This window comes from Superficieibacter sp., assembly GCF_032071645.1.
Taxonomy (GTDB): Bacteria; Pseudomonadota; Gammaproteobacteria; order Enterobacterales; family Enterobacteriaceae; genus Superficieibacter.
In genome coordinates, this window is record NZ_DAMAPU010000002.1 from 462,144 (window position 1) to 483,344 (window position 21,201).

Annotated in this window: 20 protein-coding genes and 1 pseudogene; 9 read left to right on the plus strand and 12 right to left on the minus strand. The window is 53.2% G+C overall.

Annotated elements, in window-relative coordinates:
- Nucleotides 1-177: 177 nt before the first annotated feature.
- Genes RT197_RS06555 through RT197_RS06565 form a run of 3 tightly spaced genes read right to left on the minus strand, consistent with a single transcriptional unit; the run spans nucleotide 178 to nucleotide 1,995 of the window.
- The gene (locus tag RT197_RS06555; RefSeq protein WP_312948517.1) at nucleotides 178-453 is read right to left on the minus strand and encodes a hypothetical protein; all 276 of its coding nucleotides are present in this window, start codon (nucleotides 451-453) and stop codon (nucleotides 178-180) included.
- Entirely contained in the window at nucleotides 437-1,573 is a 1,137-nt protein-coding gene (locus RT197_RS06560) for a PAAR domain-containing protein (protein ID WP_312948519.1), read from the minus strand. Before RT197_RS06560 ends, RT197_RS06555 begins: the two co-directional genes overlap by 17 nt.
- Complete coding sequence (locus tag RT197_RS06565) at nucleotides 1,573-1,995, minus strand: PAAR domain-containing protein (RefSeq protein WP_312948520.1); 423 nt, start codon at nucleotides 1,993-1,995, stop codon at nucleotides 1,573-1,575. The genes RT197_RS06560 and RT197_RS06565 overlap by 1 nt, the downstream gene beginning before the upstream one ends.
- A 163-nt stretch (nucleotides 1,996-2,158) precedes the next feature.
- Between RT197_RS06565 and RT197_RS06570 the strand changes: the two genes are divergently transcribed.
- The 4 genes and pseudogenes from RT197_RS06570 to tssD all read left to right on the plus strand — a co-directional run.
- Nucleotides 2,159-2,593: a hypothetical protein gene (locus RT197_RS06570; protein WP_312948522.1), complete on the plus strand. Its 435-nt coding sequence runs from the start codon at nucleotides 2,159-2,161 to the stop codon at nucleotides 2,591-2,593.
- A 440-nt stretch (nucleotides 2,594-3,033) separates the two neighbouring features.
- Entirely contained in the window at nucleotides 3,034-3,549 is a 516-nt protein-coding gene (locus tag RT197_RS06575; RefSeq protein ID WP_312948524.1) for a DUF2778 domain-containing protein, read from the plus strand.
- Nucleotides 3,530-4,078, plus strand: a complete 549-nt coding sequence (locus tag RT197_RS06580) for a hypothetical protein (protein WP_312948526.1) — start codon at nucleotides 3,530-3,532, stop codon at nucleotides 4,076-4,078. The genes RT197_RS06575 and RT197_RS06580 overlap by 20 nt, the downstream gene beginning before the upstream one ends.
- Nucleotides 4,033-4,335 (plus strand): annotated as a pseudogene (gene tssD, locus RT197_RS06585) (type VI secretion system tube protein TssD); the annotation flags it as partial. The gene RT197_RS06580 and the pseudogene tssD, both read left to right, overlap by 46 nt.
- Before the next feature lie 770 nt (nucleotides 4,336-5,105).
- On the opposite strand, the gene RT197_RS06590 reads toward tssD, so the two are convergent.
- The 3 genes from RT197_RS06590 to RT197_RS06600 form a co-directional block, all read right to left on the minus strand.
- Entirely contained in the window at nucleotides 5,106-6,935 is a 1,830-nt protein-coding gene (locus tag RT197_RS06590; RefSeq protein WP_409529677.1) for a glycoside hydrolase family 15 protein, read from the minus strand.
- A 103-nt stretch (nucleotides 6,936-7,038) separates the two neighbouring features.
- On the minus strand, nucleotides 7,039-7,785 hold the full coding sequence (locus RT197_RS06595) for a transcriptional regulator (protein ID WP_312948527.1): 747 nt from the start codon (nucleotides 7,783-7,785) through the stop codon (nucleotides 7,039-7,041).
- A gap of 288 nt (nucleotides 7,786-8,073) precedes the next feature.
- Nucleotides 8,074-9,303, minus strand: coding sequence for an aromatic amino acid transport family protein (locus RT197_RS06600; protein ID WP_312948528.1), 1,230 nt, complete (start codon nucleotides 9,301-9,303; stop codon nucleotides 8,074-8,076).
- Nucleotides 9,304-9,523: 220 nt separating this feature from the next.
- Here RT197_RS06600 and RT197_RS06605 point away from each other — a divergent pair, with 220 nt between their 5' ends.
- A complete protein-coding gene (locus RT197_RS06605; RefSeq protein WP_312948529.1) occupies nucleotides 9,524-10,714 on the plus strand; it encodes an acetyl-CoA C-acetyltransferase in 1,191 nt (396 codons plus the stop codon).
- Between the two features lie 113 nt (nucleotides 10,715-10,827).
- Here the strand turns inward: RT197_RS06605 and RT197_RS06610 are convergent, their stop codons facing one another.
- Nucleotides 10,828-11,019 carry a hypothetical protein gene (locus RT197_RS06610; RefSeq protein WP_312948530.1) on the minus strand — a complete coding sequence of 64 codons (192 nt, stop codon included), beginning with the start codon at nucleotides 11,017-11,019 and terminating at the stop codon, nucleotides 10,828-10,830.
- Between the two features lie 180 nt (nucleotides 11,020-11,199).
- Between RT197_RS06610 and kduI the strand changes: the two genes are divergently transcribed.
- Nucleotides 11,200-12,036 (plus strand): 5-dehydro-4-deoxy-D-glucuronate isomerase, encoded by an 837-nt coding sequence (kduI, locus tag RT197_RS06615; protein ID WP_312948532.1) that lies wholly within the window; start codon nucleotides 11,200-11,202, stop codon nucleotides 12,034-12,036.
- Between the two features lie 65 nt (nucleotides 12,037-12,101).
- Nucleotides 12,102-12,863, plus strand: a complete 762-nt coding sequence (gene kduD / locus RT197_RS06620; RefSeq protein ID WP_312948534.1) for a 2-dehydro-3-deoxy-D-gluconate 5-dehydrogenase KduD — start codon at nucleotides 12,102-12,104, stop codon at nucleotides 12,861-12,863.
- Between the two features lie 789 nt (nucleotides 12,864-13,652).
- On the opposite strand, the gene RT197_RS06625 is transcribed toward kduD, so the two are convergent.
- Genes RT197_RS06625 through RT197_RS06635 form a run of 3 tightly spaced genes read right to left on the minus strand, consistent with a single transcriptional unit; the run spans nucleotide 13,653 to nucleotide 16,578 of the window.
- Nucleotides 13,653-14,780 (minus strand): ABC transporter ATP-binding protein, encoded by a 1,128-nt coding sequence (locus RT197_RS06625; protein ID WP_312948536.1) that lies wholly within the window; start codon nucleotides 14,778-14,780, stop codon nucleotides 13,653-13,655.
- 12 nt (nucleotides 14,781-14,792) lie between these two features.
- Complete coding sequence (locus RT197_RS06630) at nucleotides 14,793-15,695, minus strand: carbohydrate ABC transporter permease (protein ID WP_312948538.1); 903 nt, start codon at nucleotides 15,693-15,695, stop codon at nucleotides 14,793-14,795.
- Complete coding sequence (locus RT197_RS06635) at nucleotides 15,688-16,578, minus strand: sugar ABC transporter permease (protein ID WP_312948540.1); 891 nt, start codon at nucleotides 16,576-16,578, stop codon at nucleotides 15,688-15,690. The genes RT197_RS06630 and RT197_RS06635 overlap by 8 nt, the downstream gene beginning before the upstream one ends.
- Before the next feature lie 602 nt (nucleotides 16,579-17,180).
- Here RT197_RS06635 and RT197_RS06640 point away from each other — a divergent pair.
- Complete coding sequence (locus RT197_RS06640) at nucleotides 17,181-17,873, plus strand: aspartate/glutamate racemase (protein WP_312948542.1); 693 nt, start codon at nucleotides 17,181-17,183, stop codon at nucleotides 17,871-17,873.
- Here the strand turns inward: RT197_RS06640 and RT197_RS06645 are convergent.
- Nucleotides 17,860-18,786 (minus strand): LysR family transcriptional regulator, encoded by a 927-nt coding sequence (locus RT197_RS06645; RefSeq protein ID WP_312948544.1) that lies wholly within the window; start codon nucleotides 18,784-18,786, stop codon nucleotides 17,860-17,862. The genes RT197_RS06640 and RT197_RS06645 overlap by 14 nt on opposite strands.
- Nucleotides 18,787-18,906: 120 nt before the next feature.
- Here RT197_RS06645 and lysA point away from each other — a divergent pair, with 120 nt between their 5' ends.
- Nucleotides 18,907-20,169 (plus strand): diaminopimelate decarboxylase, encoded by a 1,263-nt coding sequence (gene lysA / locus RT197_RS06650; RefSeq protein WP_312948546.1) that lies wholly within the window; start codon nucleotides 18,907-18,909, stop codon nucleotides 20,167-20,169.
- Here lysA and RT197_RS06655 read toward each other — a convergent pair.
- Complete coding sequence (locus RT197_RS06655; protein ID WP_312948548.1) at nucleotides 20,161-21,177, minus strand: LacI family DNA-binding transcriptional regulator; 1,017 nt, start codon at nucleotides 21,175-21,177, stop codon at nucleotides 20,161-20,163. The two genes, lysA and RT197_RS06655, sit on opposite strands and share 9 nt — an antisense overlap.
- Between the last annotated feature and the right edge of the window lie 24 nt (nucleotides 21,178-21,201).

Here is a 21,201-nt window from a genome sequence, read left to right on the forward strand (position 1 = left end):
AGCCCGATGTGCGGCTCTTAGAGCCACGTAAACAGGTTTATGGTGATAACTCCCATCCTTGGCTCACGGTTTCTGAGAAGTTAACGGCGAAGACCAGATCGAAATACAGCACGATAACGTAATACGCTATGCAGATCAGTGTGATACTCCCCCACCTGATCCAGAATTTCTTATTCATCATCTCACCTTTTTAAAGATCAGCAGGATGAGAGGCATGCAGATCGCAAAGCCAAACAGGGCGACAGTAAAAACGCCATCAGTGGCTTGCATGATCGAGTCTATAGAAGCCTGGTACTCTTTTAATGGGATTGGGCCAGAAAACCGCATACTTTCACTCTCGCTGAATGCGGAAAAAGAGAAGGTAGATAGCACCAGCGCGATAAAGTAGCATAGCGATACAATGACAATCCCACCCCATCGGAAAACGGTTTTAGTTCTATTCGTCATCGCCATAAGATCCCCCTGATATGCCACCTACAGTGCCGCCGGAATACGGAGACAATGAATCGCCAGTGGCTGCACCTTCCGCAGCAACATGTTGAACTACCCCGCCGGGAGTTTCCTGGAATGGTTGTAAGTTACCTGAATTAGGGTATTGCTCTTTGAATACACCTGTCATCTCAACGACAAGCATTGAGGATATGTCTCCACCCTTCGCGATGAGAAATCTTTGCAGCGATACCGGAACGGTGAAATCTTCCTCGGCTTCAATAGGTAGTTGGGTCGTCGTAGATGTGTAACCGTGCTCAAATACCGTAGAGCCAGCAAACTTAATCGCCGCAACTGAATGTGTGGTGCAGTTGCTGCCAGTAACGTCATACTCATCAATGGTATGGCCTCTCCTCCTTGTGGTTTCTGGCATTTTTGATGTTTGGATGGCTGGCTTACTGCTGTTCCATAGGTCTTCGAAGAACGTTCTTGTCTTCACCGGGTCTGCATCGTCTATGCGGAAAACACGAGCACCCATCTCATAGAGTTCAGAACGATAGTAAACCCTTGCGTCTTCATCTTGCAGGAAGTTAAGAACACCATCTCCCGTAAAGCCTCCACGATTGGTTCTGCCATAGCGACCATACGTGTAGAGATAGACATTGTTATTCTCGTGCACCGAAACGAAAGCGTGACCTGCGTTTTTGATTTCAGTCCAGATGTAAACACCGTTCAATAACGGGTTATCTTCTGGCTTGCAGGTGTCAGCAAAATTATCAGTTTCAGGATTTGCAATCGAGCCTGGGAGCACAGGCATCTTGACGAGGTGAGATAGATCGGTGTGCGTTACTGTTGGTTCTCCACCCAGTTCGTAATAATCATCCCAATTCGAAGGAACGAACTTCGATTTGCAGGGGCAGGAGCTATAGCTGTCCAGAGTTCCGGCAATCCTTTTACCATGTATGTCATCGTCATTAAGCCCGCCGCAAATACGGTAATGGCCTGGATGTTTGCCGCAGGTAACTTTATGACCTTCGCACGCCATGTCTTTATCGAAAAACTGGTGATCGGTACAACCTTCGAGGATTCTTCCGCCGCAAACAGTCTTATCACCTCTGAACAGAAAGTAACCTTTGACCCCCATTAGTGTTTACTCCCTGGCATGGTCAGGAATCCTTCCGGGAGTATGTCACCTTCACGAAAAGCCAGTTTGCTAATTGATTGAGGGGTAGAAATTATCTCATCACCATTATCGAGCATACTGCCAACGAGTGCAGCAGATGCGCCCTGCACAACACGCGCTTTTTCACCAACCCGAGCAACTCGATACCCTCCGGTAGTTGCACCACTTGAAGCATCTCGAATAACTCCACCGCGACGAGTCAAACTCCTAACGACTACATATCGGAAAATGTGGGCTAATGTACGGCTTAAGCGCTGCTCGTTAATTTCTTCAAGTTCTTTCCGTGTTTCGTTGTCGCAATCGGACAAAAGTTCCTTGTCGTATGGCGGCTGTAAATAAGATTCACGGATTTCGGGCGTTATTTCGTTGGTATATTGCTGCATAAGTCCCTCTACTTATTATTAAAATAATCACAGCGGTCATTTTAATAACAATGACCATATGCGCAACAAGTAGTAGACTTAAGCGAAACTTCGTTTCGTAACAGAAGGTTATCCGGCAAAGTGGTGAGCGTTAATCTTCAATAAATCTTAGGCAGGGGATGTTATGGCAGGTGTATTGGCAAGCACGGCGGCGGCAGTAGGGATTCTTGATAAAGCGGTGAGTATCACTCAGAAGCTGGCGAATAACAGCGATGAACTGGACAAAGCAACGCTCAAACTTGAGTTGGCTAATCTGATGGTTGAACTTGCTAACGCCAAAATCGAAGCGATAACTACCCAGACTTTGCTTTTCGACGCTGAACAAAAAAAAAAGCAGCTTGAAGAACAGTTGGTAGATAAATCAACGTTCGTATTTAAGCCGCCGTTGTACTGGAAAGAAGGTGATGAAACTCCTTTCTGTCCGAGATGCTACGAAGGGGACAATAAGAAGCACCACCTGCGCTCTGTCGTTCATAACGGTGTACCAGGATACGGGATTAAGCCGACCAATAATTGGTCATGTATGCACTGCAAGTTTTCCCAAAAAAAGAGTAGTTAAAAACCCACCCCGTTTAGCTGCTTAGGATTATTCCGGGGGGTGATTACGGTCACGTAGAAGAGATGATCGGTGGGAATGGAGTGTTTACCAAGGCAAGGAGGTGATGCTCTGCGCCATTGCTTGCGCTATTAAGCACGAATTTTGAGGCACTCCCGGTTTTTACCCTGACAATCCCCAAATATCCGAGGGGTGAATAGTGGTAAACGTACCTGCACACGGCATGCAGGCTCTGCCAGCGCTTCGCTCACGCTCCTGACGGTACACGAGCACCCTGATAAGGTGTGATCCTTCTGACAATCTGATGAACTCGCTACGCTTGTTGCTTGTACCACTAATGGGGCTTTATGGCTTCTATTGTTAAAAATCAGATAGTTAATCTGGATAGCCTACAGAACAACTTGTAACATACCCCTAAATCATAAATGGGTATCAGGTGGTTTATGGCTCTACATGGAAAGTTTGTAATCAACGATGCTTACTACTCCCCGCTATCGTTTCCAGGAGTTGGCACGTTCTTAGCGTTTTCTGGTAATGATGCTTACCGTAACCGTGGGGCATGTGGAATGATCCCCAAAGAGGGGCCAGTGCCAGCGGGTAAATACTGGATTGTTGACCGCCCAGAAGGTGGACTTAGATCGCAAGTTAATGCAGGGATGCGGGACATCTATAATTATGTCGCTAACGGCGCTACATTCAGGCATAACGAATGTTTTGCACTATGGCGGGATGATTGGGGAATCGACGATTACACATGGATTGAGGGTATTAAGCGTGGCAACTTCCGATTGCATCCAGGCTTTTTATCTGAAGGTTGTATCACTCTTCCGCATGATTCTGATTTTGCCATGTTAAGTAATGCCCTACTTCGGACGCAGCAGATAGATGTTCCTTGCATGAGAAAACTCAAGGCATACGGTACGATTGAGGTGATCGCCAATGGCAAGACATGCCCTTAGTTTGTTCATCAAGATAGCACTGTTCGTTGTGGTTATGCTGATCGTCGCAAAAGTGGTTCCGTATGATGGGTTGGTTAATTCTATTACGGGGCTTTTTGATTTCCAGAGTGCTAACAAGTTTACCCACTTTATTTTGGGGGAGCCTGATTTAGAGGCCTGGGAATCGTTAGGCGACTATTTCAGTATTCTGATCAACACACTGATCAGCGTACCTGGCATGAGCGCCATTATCACAGCGTACAGTGTCGTGACACACAAAGTTAGTCCAGCAGGTGTTCCCAGAGAGTGGGCCAGTTCTACATTGCGGCGGTTCGCTAAAATCTTCGGGTTTACCTTCCTGTTTTGGGCGCTGTTCCGCTTGCTGCCTTACCAGTCCGTATTCCCCGATCAAACGTATTCGAATTTCACTATGGCGGCGATTGTGGGCTTCCAGTTGCTCTTAACGATTGTTTGCTACTGGTTCATTACGAAGAAAATCACAACCAAAAGGAGTTTGATAGCTCCAGCCCGTATCTCTACAAAGCTGTAGCCACTGGTCAGACGTTGAAAAGTGCGGAGATCCGCTGGTATCGCATCAACCACGCAGGGCAGGAGGAATGCTACTTCGTTATGACCATTGAGGGCGTGAAAGTTACAGGCATTAACCCAGGGATGCCAAACGCTAAAATGGCGGGGAACTCGCAGATCAACCACATGGAATCTGTTTCCCTGATGTACGACAAAATCACCTGGCGTTATGTTGATGGCAATGTTCAGTATACGGACGATTGGAACGTGAGAGCGTAACCGCATAACACCAGAGGGGCCGCAACGGCCCCTTTACTTTTCACAACCCGCCCCCGTGGGTGATCTGTCTCTCTTCGTTCCAGTTTACAAGGCCCGTTAGGGTGAACATACAGTTCATCATGATTCTTCATTCCGGCATTTGAAGCCGGAGACTCAAGACCGGATAGCATCCTCTTGCTGATAATATTCCCGGCTGTATTGGTGCACGGTTAGGTAACTGATCAGACCACTGGCTATTTTGCTGGGATCTGCCAAAAATATCGTAAGGCCGACCCACACAGTGACACAGCCTCTTGATCATAACTACAGCCTGTTTAACACTCCGCAGAGCCGTTATTCACCAGGCCACGACACAACAGCACGTCAGAATGGTAAAGATTACCTTATTGAGATCCCTTGGTTTGCAAGGGAAGATGAGTTTAAACCTGTAGACGTACAAGGCCGCAAAGCGCAGGGGACGGACTACGAGCAAACCGTTACCGACCTGTACACCGAATACACCGGAAACATAAGATTGCCTGTCTTCGTACCCGTGAATCTAACCTGGCCCTCGCTTCGAGGTTGTGACCGTGAAACGGGTTATCTGATGCTGTGTCGTTGTAATTTCTCCGCGCATACTCATACAGACTTCCTGGGCGTTTCTGTTCGATTTCCTTCGCCCGCTCCAGATTTTCTCATCCTTTCATTTCCGAATTAAGCCGTTTACCTTCGCGTTCCCGATCGATGCTGTGCCGCTATTACCAGTCAGACAAGCGCTTTACCTTATCCCCCTACGGTTGCCAGGTTTGTTCTTCGCCGGTCATTTTTTTATTCAGATAATAAGCGGCGCTGATTAGCGCCAGATGGGACAGTGCCTGGGGGAAATTGCCCAGCGCACTGCCCCAGGCGTCGAACTCTTCTGCGTACAGGCCGAGGTGATTGGCATATTTCAGCATTTTATCGAACTCTTCCCGCGCCTCTTCCAGCCGGTCCGCCCTGGCAAGGCATTCGATATACCAGAATGAACAGGCCACAAAATAACCTTCTTCGCCGTGCAGGGAATCTGCTGGCGTCTCGCTGGCAATGTAGCGCCGGACCATTCCGTCACGGACCAGTTTTTGCTTAATCGCTTCAAGCGTGGAGAGCCAGTCAGGATCTTTGGCGCTGACGAAACGTAGCAGCGGCATCAGCAGCATTGAGCCATCAAGATCGGTGCCGTGACGGGTGGAGGTAAAATGGCCGAGATCCTCATTCCAGAAATGGGTCCAGATATCTTCGCGAATGGCCTGGCGCACGCTCTCCCAGCGCTGGTACGGCATTGAAAGCGAGCGCTTGGAGCCGAGACGCAGGGCGCGATCCAGCGCAACCCAACACATCAGCCGGGAATAAAGAAAATGCTCGGCTTCACCGCGCATCTCCCAAATCCCCGCGTCAGCGGTATCCCAGATATCACAAACATGATCGACCAGCTTAATCACATGCTCCCAGCCACGATGAGGAATGCCGTCACCGTATTTGGTTGCCAGATAGAGCGTATCCAGAAGTTCGCCGTAGATATCGAGCTGGTGCTGCTTGTAGGCATCGTTACCAATTCTGACGGGCGTCGAGTTGCAGTAGCCTTTCAGATGCGTAAGTTCTTTCTCTGCGAGGTCGGTACTACAGTCCATCCGGTACATGACCTGCAACTTATCAGGTTCGAAGCGGCTGTTTTCCATGCAGCCACGCACCCAGCGACCGAAAGCAGCAACCTCTTCAATGTAGCCCAGCCGGATCAGGGCATAACAGCTAAAGGAGGAATCCCTGATCCACGCGGCGCGGTAATCCCAGTTGCGCTCGCCGCCGGGCAGTTCCGGCAGGCCAAAGGTCGCAGCGGCGGCAATCGATCCGTAAGATCGTGAACTCAGCACTTTGAGCACCAGCGAAGAGCGGATCAGAATGTCGCGCCAGCGTCCGTGATATTTGTTTTTACCGACCCACTGCTGCCAGAACGTTAAGGTATCGCGCTGTAAACGGATAATATCCGCCATTTTCCATTCCTGGACCTCCTCACCGCCGAGGACAAAAAACGCTTCTTCCCCGTCGCGCAGAGTGAAAGTGGCATGTAAAAAGCCATCGCTTTGTTGCAGAGGAACCGAGGCGTGCAGGGAGATTTTTTCATCTTCCGCGCTGGTCCAGACGGCGGATTGATGCTCGATTTCGGCGTCCGGGGCGTCGCGGGCATAATCAAAATTCACCCGGCAGCGCAGGGTCAGGCTGGCTTCTCCCTGCGCCATTCGCAGGCGGCGAACGATGCAGGGCAGGGCGGTATGATCTTCTCTGACCGGCATAAAATCCGTCAACTCCACCACCGCGCCCTCATTCAGCCAGCGGGTTTGCAGCAGGTTGCTGTCCGGCAGGTAAGACTGCACCGCGCGCCACTGTTCGCCTTCCGGGGCGAGGGTAAAAATGCCCGCGCGCTCATCGTCGAGCAGGGAGACAAAAAGGGAAGGACTATCCAGATTCGGCCAGCAAAAGAAATCAATCGCGCCGTCAGAGGAGACAAGCGCACAGGTCTGCAAGTCGCCAATAATGCCGTGTTCATCAATCGGCCGTGGCGCGGAGGGGGGCGTTTTTTTCATCATATGATGATGAGCTTAGTACAGCGGGTAAGAATTAAACAAGGCGGTGGGAAACTTCCCGCTGGCGGGTGGCAACGCGGGAAGAGAAAATGCCTGCGCCAGAGGCTTAGCTGTGGCGCACTACCGTGCGGTCCGGGCCGCAAAGCATGACCGGTTTACCGGCACCGATGCTATGACTGAAATGCTGCTGCATATCAATGCTGATACCCGCGCCGCACCACATTAAATGATGCTCGTGTCGGTTACTTACCGTAGCTGGCGCGTTGCTGACGCTGGGCGATACTTCGACGCAAAATCCCTGTCCGCTCAGGCGGATAGCTTCCAGCCAGATCTCGTTGTCGTCTTTCACGCTGATCGCTTCGAGAAAAAGCGGAATATTGCCGCTGCGACCGGACATGCGCGTCAGCGTGTCTGCCCGCTGAACCACACATTGATGAAAACGTTGCAGGCGACGGCAGGCACCCTGGCGGGTATCCTTCTGTAGCCAGAGATTAGCCGGGCGCAGCAGGGAGTTAATCATATCGTCGCTGCTGTAATCGCGAACGATACCTCTGACATAGCGGATTAGCGCCCGGTCGGAGCCAAATTCCAGCAGCCAGAGCAGTTCACCCTTAAGCGCCGTCCAGCCAAAAGAACGCACCGGGCTGCCGGACTGGTGACTGTCACGGATTTCGCTCAGCGTAGCGCCACGCGCGGTCTGTGATTTTACGTTGCGAATATCCTCAAGCTGGGTTTCATTCCAGCCTTCGGTGAAATCGCCAGCGCTAATTAGCCCGTAACGATGCCAGCGATAAAGATTCGCAGGATGGATTCCGGTGATTGTGCATATATGATCGGTGGAGAGATGTTTCATAGAAGCCCCCTTAAAAGGGATGCCACTGGAGGATCCCAATGACTGTGAGCCATTATGGACGGGTCGCTTTAAAATTAATACAGTGAATTATGCTGATTACAAAACTTCACGCGGCTTTTTACTATTAAAATGAGTTAAATCAGGTGAATATGACAATATAATGAAAAGCGGAAAACGTTATTATTATAAATAATATTGTTATTGCGCTGCTTTGCCAGTCATTTCATTAAGGTTATTTTTCTCCCCCCGGCCTCATTCCGCTGCCGGGGGAAAAATTCCCTCACGCTTTTAACTAAAAAACATCACCGAAACGCAAAGTAAACCTACCGTCAGCGTAATCAGATTCGACAGCGAGCGCCAGGGTTTAAGCGCGGGAATGAGATAAGTCGAAAGTGTCGGCATAATAAACAGGATGATCGCAATCAACGGGCCGCTGATCGCGTAAATCATTGAAATGGCGTTAGGATTGATGCAGCAGATGATAAACGTCGTGACGGATATCAGGAAAATAGACAGCGCGCGATGCCATGAGCGGCTTTTTTTGACCCCCACTGAATCCAGAGCCGATTTTACTATCTCCGTCGCCCCTTCAATCACCCCAAAATAGGTGCCGAGAAAAGATTTTGACATCGCCACTACCGCCACAATGACGCCGGAAATAGCCAGCCAGGCGGGCGCATGAGTCATCATCGACAATGCCGAAAGGATAGTGACGCCTTGCTCCTTCGCGGACTCGATATATACCGATGGAATGGACAGCAGGCAGCTAAAGACAAAGAACATCACGCTCAGGCAAATCACCAGATACGCCACTTTCATAATTTTTTTGCATTTACCCATGGCCTGCTCGCCATATTTTTCGCGTCTGTCTACGGCAAACGTGGAAATAATTGGCGTATGGCTAAAAGCAAAAACCATCACGGGGATTGAAAGCCAGACCTGATGCAGCGTATGGCCATCAAACGCCATCTGGCTGGTCAGGTAAGCGGGCTGCCAGCTGGCGGTCAGGTACAGCGAAAGAAACAGAAAATAGGCAATCAGCGGAAAGACCAGCAGACCCATCACCCGGATAGTCGCATGGCGGCCCATCAGAAAAATCAGGTTCAGTACGATGACCACGCCCAGGCTGACCAGCATCCGAATGTTAGCGGTGATCTCGCGGTATTTAGCAATCTGTTCGCTCACCGAATTGGTGATCGCCACCGCATAGATCAGCACGACCACGAAAAAAGCGACGAAATAGAGGCTGGTGATCAGATTGCCGACTTTTTTGCCGTAATAGTGAGTCACCGCGCCGGTAATGCCTTCTCCGGCGGGCGTCGGCGCGGAGAGAATAAACTGGCACAGGGCTTTGTGCGGCCAGTAAGTCAGAGGATAAGCCACCAGCGCCGTTAACAGCAGCACGATTGCGCCTGCCGACCCCAGTTGGATGGGAAGAAAAAGCGTTCCGGCACCCACGGCCGTCCCGTACAGAGCAAAACTCCAGAGAGTCTCTTCTTTCGACCAAATTTTCGACATCAGTTAAATTTTAATACCAGATAATCAATAAAAAGGAGCGCAATTTACCATAAATTTGCCCCGGTCGGGCGTATTGACAGGGGCCGGTTAAGGCGATTCTGACGATGATTTGCATTTATGTAACAATCTATTGTGATAAATCTCACTTATTTTAAACAATTAAGAAAAGTGAAAATAACAATGCACTACTATAGCGAGGGTTATTTTCGCAGAGGTAGTCATGAAAGAGGTTGTCATCGTCGGCGCCGTGCGCACGCCTATCGGCTGTTTCCAGGGCGCGCTGTCGCGTCTTACCGCTGTAGATCTGGGCAGCACGGTAGTTAAAGCGCTGGTCGAACGCACCGGCCTTCAGCCGCATATGGTGGATGAAGTGATTTTCGGCCAGGTGCTGACCGCCGGGGCGGGGCAAAATCCGGCCCGCCAGTCGGCGCTGAACGGTGGCCTGCCGAATACGATCTCCGCCATTACCATTAATGACGTCTGCGGCTCCGGGCTGAAGGCGCTGCATCTGGCAACCCAGGCCATTCAGTGTGGCGAGGCCGACGTAGTGATTGCCGGAGGCCAGGAAAACATGAGCCGCGCGCCGCACGTTTTAACCGACAGTCGGACCGGGGCGCAATTAGGCAACAGCCAGCTTATCGACAGCCTGGTGCATGACGGCCTGTGGGACGCGTTTAACGATTATCACATGGGCGTGACGGCGGAAAATCTGGCGCGTGAATACGGCATCAGCCGCGAACTTCAGGATGACTGGGCGTTAAGCTCACAGCATAAAGCGCGTCTGGCTATTGATTCCGGGCGCTTTAAAGACGAAATCGTCCCGGTGGCTACCGTGCGCGCGGATGGCGTCAGCCAGATTGTCGATACCGATGAACAGCCGCGCACCGATGCCAGCGCGGAAAATCTCGCCCAACTGGTCCCGGCGTTTGACCGCGCCGGTTCCGTCACCGCAGGCAACGCCTCGTCGATTAACGACGGCGCGGCGGCCGTAATGATGATGAGTGAAGCGAAAGCGCAGGCGCTGAATCTGCCTGTTCTGGCGCGTATCCGGGCTTTTGCCAGTGTCGGGGTCGATCCGGCCCTGATGGGGATTGCCCCGGTGTACGCCACCCGCCGCTGTCTGGAAAGAGCGGGCTGGGCGCTGGAAGACGTCGATTTGCTGGAGGTAAACGAAGCCTTTGCCGCGCAGGCGATTTCCGTCGGTAAGATGCTGGAGTGGGACGCCAGCCGGGTCAACGTCAACGGTGGCGCTATCGCCCTGGGCCATCCCATCGGCGCGTCGGGATGCCGCATTCTGGTGTCGCTGGTGCATGAGATGATCAAGCGCCAGTCCCGCCGGGGCGTGGCAACGCTGTGTATTGGCGGCGGGCAAGGCGTGGCGCTGGCGATTGAGCGGGACTCGCCGCCATAAAAAAAGCCCTCAGCAAAGAGGGCAAAGGCCAGTTACAGAAATAGTTATTCAGGAGGATGTCGTCTTCATTCAGGGGATGGTGTGTCCTGCTTTGAAAACATGAACGCAATTTATCAAAACAATGTTTCATATTGTGTGACGCTTCGCCCATTTCCCGCCAAAACCCTGCCATCCCCTTTTATCCAATGCCTGTTGATACCACCATCTTTAATTTCATGCCGTTTTTTATCCGTTGTGCGATCTTTTTCAAAGATGCATTTAACGTTTTGTAATTTATCATTTTTATCAGGAACTTCCGTGCGCATTTCTGCCCCATTCGTGATCCCCTCTGCATTTTCACCATTTTAATGCAAAAAAATTGAAACATCGTTTTATTCATAATTGAAAACCTGTTTCAGGCGGGATAAGATGACCCTATCGACAGAGCGGAACTGGATTTCGCTTTCGTAACGTTATCGCAGACGCATTTTTCTTTGGAGGTTGATGTGGACGTCAGACAAAGTATCCACAGCGCGCATGCCAAAAGCCTTGATACCCAGGGGCTGCGCGGTGAATTTTTGATTGAAAAAGTATTTGTAGCCGATGAATACACAATGGTTTACAGCCACATCGACCGTATCATCGTGGGCGGAATTATGCCGGTCACTAAAACGGTCTCCGTGGGCGGTGAAGTAGGCAAACAGCTTGGCGTCAGCTATTTTCTGGAGCGCCGCGAGTTGGGGGTGATCAATATTGGCGGCCCCGGCACGATTACCGTTGACGGCACCTGCCATGAAATCGGCCATCGCGACGCGCTGTACGTCGGCAAAGGCGCGAAAGAAGTGGTTTTCGCCAGCATTGATGCCAGCAAACCGGCGAAGTTCTACTACAACTGCGCCCCGGCGCACACGGCGTATCCGACCAAAAAAGTGACGCCAGCGGACGTTTCCCCGGTCACGCTGGGAGATAACCTCACCAGCAACCGCCGCACCATCAATAAATACTTCATCCCGGACGTGCTGGAAACGTGCCAGCTCAGCATGGGCCTGACCGAACTGGCGCCGGGCAATCTGTGGAACACCATGCCGTGCCATACCCATGAGCGCCGGATGGAAGTGTATTTCTATTTCAATATGGACGAAGACACCTGCGTATTCCACATGATGGGACAGCCGCAGGAGACGCGCCATATTGTGATGCAAAACGAGCAGGCGGTGATTTCACCGAGCTGGTCTATTCACTCAGGCGTCGGGACCAAAGCCTACACCTTCATCTGGGGGATGGTGGGCGAGAACCAGGTCTTTGATGACATGGACCACGTAGCCGTTAAAGATCTGCGCTAGGCGCGATCGGCATCATTAAAACCCATGCCTGTCGTGACAGGCGCTGAAAGATTAAGGAACACAAAATGATTCTGGATGCATTTTCTCTTCAAGGTAAAGTTGCGGTGGTATCGGGTTGCGATACCGGTCTGGGGCAGGGGATGGCGCTGGGTCTGGCGGAAGCCGGATGTGATATCGTCGGCATCAATATCGTCGAGCCGACCGAAACCATCGAGCGCGTCACCGCGCTGGGCCGCCGTTTTCTCAGCCTCACCGCCGACCTGCGCCAGATCGACGGTATCCCGGCGCTGCTGGAACGTGCGGTCGGCGAGTTTGGGCATATTGATATTCTGGTGAATAACGCCGGGCTGATCCGCCGTGAAGACGCGATCGACTTCAGCGAAAAAGACTGGGATGACGTGATGAACCTGAACATCAAGAGCGTATTCTTTATGTCCCAGGCGGCGGCGAAACACTTTATCGCCCAGGGTAACGGCGGCAAAATTATCAACATCGCCTCTATGCTTTCCTTCCAGGGCGGCATTCGCGTGCCTTCCTACACCGCCTCGAAAAGCGGCGTAATGGGCATTACCCGCCTGATGGCGAACGAATGGGCGAAGCACAATATCAATGTGAACGCTATCGCACCGGGTTACATGGCGACCAATAACACCCAGCAACTGCGTGCGGATGAACAGCGCAGCGCCGAAATCCTCGATCGTATCCCGGCTGGCCGCTGGGGTCTGCCGAGCGATCTGATGGGGCCGATCGTCTTCCTGGCATCCGGCGCATCGGATTACATTAACGGCTATACCATTGCGGTCGACGGCGGCTGGCTGGCGCGTTAATAGCTCTGCTCGTTGCTTAGAAAAACCTGCCGCCCGGCAGGTTTTTTTTCGTCCGCAGACGAATACGTCACGCTGGAGCATATCGAACGCCCTCTGAGGCCGGGGAGAAACGGTGGGATATCGGGTGCTGAGTAGCGTTGGGATATGAGTTTCTCCCGCAAAGGAGAGAGTAAATATGTGGCTGAGAGGGCGCGTTTTCCCCCTCACCCTAACCCTCTCCCTAAGGGAGAGGGAACTGTCCGAGTGCGGGGTGCCGTCCGGCGGCGGTTTTCTCCCTCTCCCGCGGGAGAGGGAACTGACCGAGTGCGGGGTGATGTCCGGCGGCGGTTTTCTCCCTCTCCCGCGGGAGAGGGCTGGGATGAGGGGGAATTGCCGGTACGGTGCCGCCTTCTCCCGCGGGAGAGGGAACTGTCCGAGTGCGGGGTGACGTCCGGCGTCAGTTTTCTCCCTCTCCCTAAGGGAGAGGGTCGGGGTGAGGGGGAATTGCCGGTACGGTGCCGCCCTCTAAAGGGAGAGGGAACTGTTCGAGTGCGGGGTGACGTCCGGCGGCGGTTTTCTCTCTCTCCCGCGGGAGAGGGAACTGTCCGAGTGCGGGGTGACACCCGGCGGCGGTTTTCTCCCTCTCCCTTAGGGAGAGGGTCGGGGAGAGGGGGAATTGCCGGTACGGTGCCGCCCTCTCCCAAAGGGAGAGGGAACTGTCCGAGTGCGGGATGACGTCCGGCGGCGGTTTTCTCCCTCTCCCTAAGGGAGAGGGTCGGGGTGAGGGGGAGCAACAACCCTGAAGCCCCTTTACAGCGAAATATTCTGCTCCGTATCCGCATCAAAAATATGGCACCGGCTCATCTCGAACCTGAAATACACCTGCCCGTTCAGCCCCAGCGCCAGTATCGGCTTTGCGTCATCGGACGGAATACGCGCCGTCAGTTCATACTCCCCCACCTGCAAATAAAGGAAAAATTCGTGGCCCATATTCTCGATGCGCACCAGCGTCCCTTTGCCGCAGGAATCGGTGAACGGCTCGGCGGATACTGCGACATATTCCGGGCGAATACCGAAAAACACCTCACTCCCCACATAGCTGGCGACCTTCTCCTGCTGCTGCGCGTTCAGCGGCAGCGTGTCATCACCTACCGTCACATGCAGGCCGTCTTCTTTCCTGACGATGTTAGCCGGTTTGATATTCATCTCCGGCGCGCCAATAAACCCGGCGACAAACATATTTTTCGGGAAGTGATACAGATTATCGGGTGTATCCACCTGCATAATGTGCCCCAGCTTCATCACGCAAATCCGGTCGCCCATGGTCATTGCTTCGGTTTGATCGTGGGTGACATACACGGTCGTCGCCGGTTTCCCGGAACGTTTGAGCTGCTTATGCAAATCAGAAATGCGGATGCGCATCGACGCACGCAGTTTGGCATCCAGATTCGACAGCGGTTCATCAAACAGAAACACGTCCGGTTTTTTCACAATCGCCCGGCCGACCGCCACGCGCTGGGCCTGACCGCCGGAAAGCTGACGCGGCAGCCGGTCGAGCAGTTCCTCCAGCTCGAGAATTTTCGCCACTTCATTCACCAGGCTGGTCATTTCCGCCTTCGGCATCTTGCCGAGCTTCAGGCCAAACGCCAGGTTTTCGCGCACCGTCATATGCGGATAGAGCGCGTAATTCTGAAACACCATCGCGATGCCGCGCGCTTTCGGCGCGAGATTATTCACGATTTTCTCGCCGATACGGATCTCACCGCCGCTGACGCTCTCCAGCCCCGCCAACATTCGCAGAGTGGTTGATTTCGCGCAGCCTGACGGCCCGACAATCACCATAAATTCTCCATCGGCGATGTGAAGATCGATACCATGTACCGCTTTGAAACCGTTGGAGTAGACCTTTTCCAGCTTATTAAAAATCACTTCAGCCATGATATTTCCCTTTTAGCCCTTAATCCCGCTGCTGGTAACGCCCTGTACGAAGTAGCGCTGCGCCAGGAAGAAAACAATAATGGACGGCAGAATGGCAATACTTGCCATCGCCAGAATTTCATTCCACGGCGCGCCTTCGGTAACGTCGATGGACATTTTCAGCGCCAGTGCGATGGGGTATTTATCCACGCTGTAGACGTAAATCAGCGGCCCGATAAAGTCATTCATCGACCACATGAACTGGAACAACGCCACGGAAATAATCGCCGGTCGCAGAATCGGCACCACCACGTACCACAGCACCTGAGCAGAGTTGCAGCCGTCAATCTGCGCCGCCTCTTCCATATCGCGCGGCACGCCGCGCAAAAACTGGATCAGCATGAACACGAAGAAACCCTGGGTGGCAAAAGCGGTCGGCAGGTACAGCGGCAGATAGCTGTTCAGCATTCCCATTTCACGGAACATCAGGTACTGCGGGATCAGCAGCACGGTGCCCGGCAGCAGCATGGTGGCGATGAGCGTGGAAAACCAAAATTTTTTCCACGGAATTTCAAAACGGGCAAAACCATACGCCACGAGGGTGGAGGAGATAATCGTCAGGATCACTTTCGGGATCACATACTTCAGCGTGTTCAGCATATAGTGACCGAATGTGTATTCGGTGCCGGTTTTCCAGCCGTTAATAAAGCCATCCCACGTCGCGTTGGCGGGCCACAGACTCAGAGTGGTGAAGATCTCGTGATTCGGTTTAAACGCCGCCGAGAACATCCATGCCAGCGGATAGAGCATCAGCAGGCCGATGAACAACAGAATGGCGTAACGCACGCCAGCGTTGATCTTCTGGCGGCGCAGCGTGCGTGCCACTTCCCGCTGCGCGTCGCTCATCGTCGACGTATTAAGTTGTATATCAGCCATTTTTGCCTCCCTTATCAGCGGAATAAAACACCCAGTATTTCGACGTTTTACAGGCGACGGAGGCAAAGACCGCCACCACCAGGAACAATATCCACGCCAGCGCTGCGCCGTAGCCCATATCGAAATATTTGAACGCGGTGTCGTAGATATAGAGTGAGAACAGATAGGTGTAATAGGTCGGGCCGCCGCCGGTGATGACGTAAGGGCCGGTAAATTCCTGGAAGGTGCCGCTGGTCTGCATAATGAAATTAAAGAAAATCACCGGCGTGATCAGCGGAATAGTGACCCGGGTAAACATCTGCCATTTGCTGGCACCGTCGATCATCGCCGCTTCATATTGTGACTGCGGAACGTTTTGCAGCGCCGCGAGGAAAATCACCATTGATGAGCCGAACTGCCAGACCGAAAGCAGCGTGACCGACAGCAGAGCCAGCGGTGGTTCGCCCAGCCAGTTGATCGGGTCCATACCAACCAGGCTGCAAAAATTATTCAGCAAACCATCGATGGCAAACAGCGCGCGCCATAATACGGCGATGGCGACCGAACTGCCGAGAATCGACGGAATATAGTAAGCGGTACGGAAAAAGCCGATCCCGCGCAGTTTAAAATTGAGCACAAACGCGATGCCTAACGCGAAGGCCAGCTTAAGAGGAATGGTTAAAAAGACATAGGCAAAGGTCACGCCCATTGATTTCCAGAACAGCATATCGTCGTTCAGCATATAACGATAATTTTCAATGCCGTTAAAGACCGGAGGACTCATCAGGTCATACTCAGTAAAGCTGAGTATAAAAGAGGAAACAAAGGGGAACGCGGTGAAGATAATGAGTCCGATGATATAGGGTGATATCCATGCCAGCCCCAGCAGCCTGTTTTCATTCATGCTTATCTTCCTGGTGATGAAATGTTAAGTTTCTTATTTAATACCGTGTATTTAATGGGTTAAATGTATAAATAAATTAACATTAAAGTGGTTTTTATAGTGATATGTTACCATACAAGTTATTTAGTGATAAAATTCAACATGTTGAATGCCTTTATTCATAATTGAAAAGCGGTTTCAGTGGATTTTATGGGTATTTTGTCAGGCGCGATCTGTTTGATGGTGAAAATGTGATCAAAGTCGGAATGTTATTTCCAAATAGTGATGCGCGTAGAGATTATGAACATTTCTTCTTGCGGTAAAAGCGGAAAGATAATTTCAGAATAATGAAAGAATTATACATAAAAACATTCAGGTATGTTAATAAGGGCGAAAAATGCGGAATGGCGTTACGGTATTAACGAATAAAAATCCGCGTCGGGAAATTGTGGCAAGAAATAAATTTTCCGTAGAGATGATATCAGGCTGACACCGCCGTGGGTGAAAAGCGTCTCCCGGCTCTTTAGTTTCCTTTAATCTAGCGCAGCAGGAGCAAGAAAAAGCAGTAGCAAGCCGATCGCAACTTTGTTTTACTGGCGTTTTGCCTACAAAAGGATGACAGGATGAAAACGCTGGGTTTGCTGGGCGGCATGAGCTGGGAATCAACCATTCCTTATTATCGGTTACTCAACGAGGGCGTGAAGCAGCGTCTGGGCGGTTTGCACTCCGCCAGCCTGCTGTTGCACAGCGTTGATTTTCACGAGATCGAAGCGTGCCAGGCCAGCGGCGAATGGGATAAAGCCGGAGAAATACTGGCGCAGGCGGCGCTGGGATTGCAGCAGGCTGGCGCAGAAGGCATTGTGCTGTGTACCAACACGATGCACAAAGTGGCAGAACAGATCGAATCACGCCTGGCGGTGCCGTTCCTGCACATTGCCGACGCGACCGGGCGAGCCATTGTGAAACAGTGCAAAAGCCGGGTGGCGCTGCTCGGCACGCGCTATACGATGGAGCAGGATTTTTATCGCGGGCGACTGGCGCAGCAGTTCGGCATTGAAACCGTCATTCCGCCAGCCGACGATCGCCAGCGCATTAACCAGATTATTTTCGACGAACTGTGCCTCGGCGTCTTCACCGACAGCGCGCGCGATGAGTATGTCCAGATCATCGAAAGCCTGGCGGAGCAGGGCGTGGAAGGCGTCATTTTCGGCTGTACCGAAATCGGCCTGCTGGTGCCGGTAGAACGCAGCCCGTTGGCGGTCTTTGATACCACCGCCATTCACGCCGCAGACGCAGTGGATTTTATGCTCTCTTAAGCATCGCCTCCAGCGGCGCGGTAATCCCCGGCAGGCTGGCCTGAAGATGATGGGTAAACGCCTCTACCAGCGCTGAAACCGGGCGATGCAGCGGGCGGATCAGACTGACGGTAAACGGCACCGCCACGCTGAACCGTCGCACCGCCACGCCGCTGCTGGCATAATCAAGTGCGGTCAGCGGATTAACCACTGAAATGCCTGCGCCCGCCCGCACCAGCGCGCAAATCGACGCCGCGCTGTGCGTCTCGACCACCATCCGCCGTTTCACCTGATGCTCGCTGAATAATGCATCCAGCAACTGCCGATAGCTGTCCGTGCGCGACAGGCTGATGTAATTCTCGCCGTGGAAATCAGCGGGCGTCAGCATTTCACGGGCGGCCAGCGGGTGATCCTGCGGCAGCACGCACACTTCATTCAGCGTCAGCAGCGGCGTGCGCTCGGTGCCCGCTGGCGTATGCAGGGTTTCGGTCAGTCCCAAATCATGACGCTGCGCGGACAGCCACTCTTCCAGCAGTGGCGACTCCTGCGGCACAATATTCAGACTGACTTCCGGGTAGCGCGCCAGAAATGGTTGCAGCAGCAGCGGCAGAAACGACTGGGAAAATACCGGCAGGCAGACCACCGACAGCTCGCCCTGACGAAACTCGCGCAGGCTCTCCGCCGCGCTGACGATGCGGTCCAGCCCGTACCAGGAGCGCTGAACTTCCTCAAACAGCCGCAGCCCCTGCACCGTCGGATGCAGCCTGCCGCGCGCGCGTTCAAACAGCTTTAACCCCAGCACTTTCTCAAAGCGGGCCAGCTCGCGGCTGACGGTCGGCTGGGAGGTGTGCAGGATCTGCGCGGCCCCGGTGACGTTGCCGGTGGTCATGACCGCGTGAAAAATTTCGATATGGCGCAAATTAACGGCGGGCATACAGGCTCCGGTCGAATGAATAATCCATATCATTTTTGCATAGACTCACGATAAAACGATATTTTTTATTCGCTCTGACCTGTGGCGTAATGCTGAAAAGCATGATTAATGGAGTTCTTTATGCCACGCTCGTTGCATACCACCGACAGCGACCTCAACGCTGAAAACCTGTTACGCCTCCCCGCCGAATTCGGCTGCCCGGTCTGGGTCTATGACGCGCAAATCATTCGCCGCCAGATCGCGCTGTTAAGCCATTTTGACGTTGTGCGCTTTGCGCAGAAAGCCTGCTCGAATATTCATATTCTGCGTCTGATGCGCGAGCAGGGCGTGAAGGTGGATTCCGTTTCGCTGGGTGAAATCGAGCGTGCGCTGGCGGCAGGATACGATCCACAGGCGCACCCGGACGACGTGGTGTTCACCGCCGATCTCATCGACAGCGCGACGCTTGCGCGGGTGCGTGAATTGCAGATCCCGGTTAACGCCGGGTCGGTGGATATGCTGGAACAACTGGGACAGGTTTCGCCGGGGCATCGCGTCTGGCTGCGGGTCAATCCTGGCTTCGGTCACGGTCACAGTCAGAAAACCAATACCGGCGGCGAAAACAGCAAGCACGGCATCTGGTATGGCGATCTGCCTGCGGCGCTGGCAACCCTTGAGCGCCACGGCCTGAAACTCATCGGCATTCATATGCACATTGGCTCCGGGGTGGACTACGGCCATCTGGCGCAGGTTTGCGGCGCGATGGTGCAACTGGTGATCGACTCCGGGCAGGATCTGCAAGCCATCTCCGCAGGCGGCGGTTTATCGATTCCGTATCACGAAGGCGATGAAACCATCGATACCGATCACTATTTTGGCCTGTGGGATGCCGCCCGTCAGCAAATCGCCCGCCATCTTGGGCATCACGTTAAGCTGGAAATCGAGCCGGGACGTTTTCTGGTGGCGGAATCCGGCGTGCTGGTGGCGCAGGTGCGCAGCGTCAAAGCGATGGGGGCCCGCCACTTTGTGCTGATTGACGCGGGCTTTAACGATTTAATGCGCCCGGCGATGTACGGCAGCTATCACCACATCAGCGCGCTGGCGGCGGACGGGCGCGATCTCAGCGCTGCGCCGACGCTGGAAACGGTGATTGCCGGGCCGCTGTGTGAATCCGGCGATGTCTTCACCCAGCAGGAAGGGGGCAAAGTGGGAACCCGCGCGCTGCCTGCCGTGGTGCCGGGAGATTATCTGGTGCTGCATGATACCGGTGCTTACGGCGCGTCGATGTCGTCCAACTACAACAGCCGCCCGCTGCTACCGGAAGTACTGTTTGATGGCGGTCGCGCACGGCTGATTCGCCGCCGCCAGACCATTGAAGAATTACTGGCGCTGGAATTACTTTGAATTGAAGTACGGCCCCGTCGTGACCGAATCGCGCAGCACCAGCTTGCCGGTAAACGGCGGGATCGGCTCCGGCGGTTCGCCGCTGACCAGTTTCATCGCCTGATCAATCGCCGTGGCTATCATCGTGTCGATGGGTAAATACACGGTCGACAGCCCCGGCTCCAGCCAGCGGGCACTGGGGGCATCGTCGAAGCCAAACAGGGACACATCCTGCGGAATACGCAGCCCCGCCTGGTGCAACGCCTTCGACGCGCCGAGGGCCATATCGTCGTTACAGGCGAACAGCGCGCTGAACCTGACGCCTTCCGCCAGCAGTTCCCGGCTTAGCTCGTAGCCGCCGGTCATGCCTGAATCACCGTATTTGATCTTCGCTTTATCAAGCGGAATACCGTGTTTTTCCAGCGCTTTACGATACCCCATCAGCCTTGCTTTGCCGGTCGGCGTATGGATCGGCGCGGTAATACAGGCGATATCGTGGTGGCCCTGGGCGATGAGAAAATCCACCGCCTGAAACGCCGCGTCCTGCTGCTCGAAGAAAACGCAGCGCTCACGCGCCTGGCTGACGTCGCGGTTTACAATCACCAGCGGCATCGGCAGCGACTGGATCAGCGACATCATCGTTTTTTCACTCATAAAGCGGGTATAGAGAACGATGGCGTCACAGTGGCGGTCCGCCAGCATTTGTATCGCCTGCTCTTCGCACTCCGGCGTGTCATGACCGTCGGTCACAATCAGTTGTTTACCGTAAGATTCTGTCTGCCGCGCCGCCTGCTGAAGCAGACGACCAAAGTAGAAGCCGTCAAAGGTAGAGACCACCAGGCCAATGCTGTTACTGGTACGGTTAGCCAGCGAGCGGGCAAGAAAATTGGGCCGGTAGCCCAGTTCTTCCATCGCCTTAAAAACCTGCTGACGGGTGCTCTCTTTCACCTGACCTGTGCCGTTCAGTACGCGGGAAACCGTCGCTTTCGACACCCCGGCGCGTAGTGAGACATCCAGCATTGTTGCCATTATTTATTCCTGATGCCACATGAT